The organism is Roseateles sp. P5_B10, assembly GCF_056400485.1.
Genome location: NZ_JBFULE010000705.1, coordinates 1 through 2,720 on the forward strand (window position 1 = coordinate 1; position 2,720 = coordinate 2,720).

General features: G+C 66.8%; 3 protein-coding genes and 1 pseudogene. 1 reads left to right on the forward strand and 3 read right to left on the reverse strand.

Annotated elements, in window-relative coordinates:
* The 3 genes from tnpC to tnpA form a co-directional block, all read right to left on the reverse strand.
* Positions 1-968: IS66 family transposase (gene tnpC / locus AC1DU6_RS26255; protein ID WP_477860709.1), on the reverse strand; the 968-nt coding region annotated here is incomplete at its 3' end.
* Between the two features lie 62 nt (positions 969-1,030).
* A complete protein-coding gene (gene tnpB, locus AC1DU6_RS26260) occupies positions 1,031-1,378 on the reverse strand; it encodes an IS66 family insertion sequence element accessory protein TnpB (RefSeq protein WP_477860711.1) in 348 nt (115 codons plus the stop codon).
* Entirely contained in the window at positions 1,375-1,788 is a 414-nt protein-coding gene (tnpA, locus tag AC1DU6_RS26265) for an IS66-like element accessory protein TnpA (protein ID WP_457326107.1), read from the reverse strand. Before tnpA ends, tnpB begins: the two co-directional genes overlap by 4 nt.
* Before the next feature lie 93 nt (positions 1,789-1,881).
* Between tnpA and AC1DU6_RS26270 the strand changes: the two are divergent.
* A pseudogene (locus AC1DU6_RS26270) lies at positions 1,882-2,440 on the forward strand (DDE-type integrase/transposase/recombinase); the annotation flags it as partial.
* Between the last annotated feature and the right edge of the window lie 280 nt (positions 2,441-2,720).

Sequence of the window (2,720 nt, forward strand, 5' to 3'; positions counted from 1 at the left end):
CCGTCGTAGAGGGCATTCCATCCACCGTAGGCATCAGCCTGCAGGATGCCGCGGAAGTCGCGCAGGTGGCGCTGCGGGTGCTCGCCCTTGCGGTCGGCCGAGTAGCGGAACCAGACGGCCGGCGCCGCGCTGTCGCCCGAGGGCCGGTCGTCGCGCACGTAGACCCACAGCCTGCCCGTGCGGGTCTTGCCTTCGCCTGGCGCCAGCACCTTGACCGGCGTGTCGTCAGCATGGACCTTGGCCGCGTGCAGAACGTGTCGGCCCAAGGCCGCGACCAGCGGATCGAACAAGGTGTGCACCTGCTCCACCCAGCCGGCCATCATGCTGGGGTCGATGTCGACGCCTTCGCGGGCGTAGATGCGGCTCTGGCGATGCAGCGGTGAGTGATCGCAATACTTGGACACCGCCACGTGGGCCAGCAGCGCTGGCCCTGCCAGGCCTCGCGCGATCGGCCGACTTGGTGCACTGGCCTGGAAGATGGCCTCGCACTTCGTGCACGCCAACTTGGGCCGCACGGTGCGGATGACCTTGAAGCGCGCCGGCACGTACTCCAGGTGCTCAGACACGTCGGCGCCGATGCTGCGCAGTCGGCCCCCGCAGGAGGTGCAGCCGCAGGACTGGCCTGCAGCGTCGTGATGCGCAGCGCTGGTGGCGGGCCGCACCTCGCGCTGTTCGCGCGGCAGGTGCTCTGGCAGGCTGCGGTCGACGCTGCCGGCATTGGCGGCCGGCGTGGTGGGCTTGCGCACGGACAACTGCTCCAACGCCACCGGCTCGATGAGGCTGGCCTGCAGATCGAATCGCTCGCTGGAGACGCCGAACTGCGCGCGCACGCGGCGTGCCAGTTGCAGCTTGAGCTTGTCGACCATCAGCTTGAGCCGCTGCACCTCGCTCGCGCTGGCCCGCAGTTGCTGCTTAAGCAGCTGCGCGTCGTCGGGCAGTTGGCTGATCGGATCGGTGTCTTGCGGCACGGACCTCAGTGTGCGACAGGGTCAGCGCGCGTGCATTGGGATCACTCCCGAGAAGACACTGCCTACGCAGCCAACTGAGGTGAGCTCGTGCGAGTCGGCATGCGCCAGTCGATGCCTTCCAGCAGCATCGACAGTTGTGCCGCGCTCAGGGCAACACGGCCGTCGACGGCTTGAGGCCAGACGAAGCGACCGCGCTCCAGACGCTTGGCCAGCAGCATCAGTCCCTGGCCGTCGAACCACAGCACCTTGATGATGTCGCCGCGTCGGCCGCGGAAGACGAAGACATGGCCATCGAACGGATTCGAAGCCAGCGCCGTCTGCACCACGGCGGCCAGGCCGTCGAAGCCCTTCCTCATGTCCGTGTGACCGGCGACGAGCCACACGCGCGTGCCCGATGGAAGGCCGATCATGCGAGGCTGCGCAACGCGGTGAGCAGCGCGACAAGACTCTCTTGGTCGACGGCGCCACGCAGTCGCAGCCGAGCACCGGCGAAGTCGAATTCGATGCTGCCGGTGCTGGTCCGAGTCGTGCTCGATGTCGACACCGGTGGCGGCGACATCGATGTGTCGCTCGACGTGGCCGAGGCGAGCGTGATGGGCAGCAGCAACGGCGCTGAGGCTTGCGCGGGGCCTGCGTCGGCGGCCTCGGCAGCGCAATGCTCTCGCCGCCACTTGAACACCAGGTTGGCGTTGATGACATGCGCCATCGCGATGCTGGAGACCGACGCGCCGGGCAGCAGGCATTGCCGAACCAACTCGCGCTTGAGTTCTGGGCTGTGGTCGCGCCGGCGGCGCCTGGAGGGTGTGTCTTGATCGGCCATGGTGTGCGGTAGCGATGCCTGATGCACACCATCTCGGGTGCTCAGGATCAGCCGATCTTGCTCACGCCGCCATCGCCATGCCAGAGGGCCGTGAGGCCACGCTTACTTAGCCTGCGTCGGGCCTGCGGGCTCATCGGCATGTCGCGGGCCGCACCGAGCTACCAGCCGCGTCTGCCTGCCAAGGATGCGCCGGTGATCGATGCAATGAAGGAGCTGTCGGCCCAGTACCCGCGCCACGGCTACCGCCGCATCCACATCCTCCTGCGCCGGCGCGGCTTCGAGCTGAGTTGGTCGCGCACGCATCGGCTGTGGCGCCAGGCGGGCCCGCTGGTGCCCAGGAAGCGCTCGCGCAACGCGTTGCGTCCACACGTCCGCGGTTGCACACCCCCTTCAAGGCCAACATGGTCTGGGCCTATGACTTCGTCTTCGACACGACGGCCACCGGCCAGCAGCTCAAGTGCCTGACCGTCATCGACGAGTACACCCGGGAGTGCCTGGCCATCAATGTGGCCGGCTCGATCCGCTCCAAGCGCTGATCGAAGTCCTGCCGCGGCTGGTGAGCGCCCACGGGGCGCCGCTGTTCATGCGCTCGGACAATGGGCCGGAGTTCGTCAGCCAGGCCATCCTTGAGTGGATCGCCAGCGCCGGCATTACGTCAAGCAGCAACTCCGTCAAGACCTGCAACCGCCGTCTTCTAGGAATTACTGTCTCGAAATCGCAGGGCAGGTCAACCGCCCTACCATCCAGATCGCCGTCACTCTGACGAAATTACGCAATGGCCAAGCCGCGCTACCTTTTCATGTCCATGCCGCAGCAGCCGTTGTTGAATGCCATGCGAGTGATCGTCGATCGCTACGGACTGGCGACGCAACTTGGCCTGGCGCTTTTCGTGCCGACGAATTGGCATCAGTCCCTCTCGGACCGCCATTGGG

What these genes read in the sequence shown, in the direction of transcription:
- tnpB (WP_477860711.1), bottom strand. Translation starts at nt 1,378, where the DNA reads ATGATCGGCCTTCCATCGGGCACGCGCGTGTGGCTCGTCGCCGGTCAC.
- tnpA (WP_457326107.1), bottom strand. Translation starts at nt 1,788, where the DNA reads ATGGCCGATCAAGACACACCCTCCAGGCGCCGCCGGCGCGACCACAGC.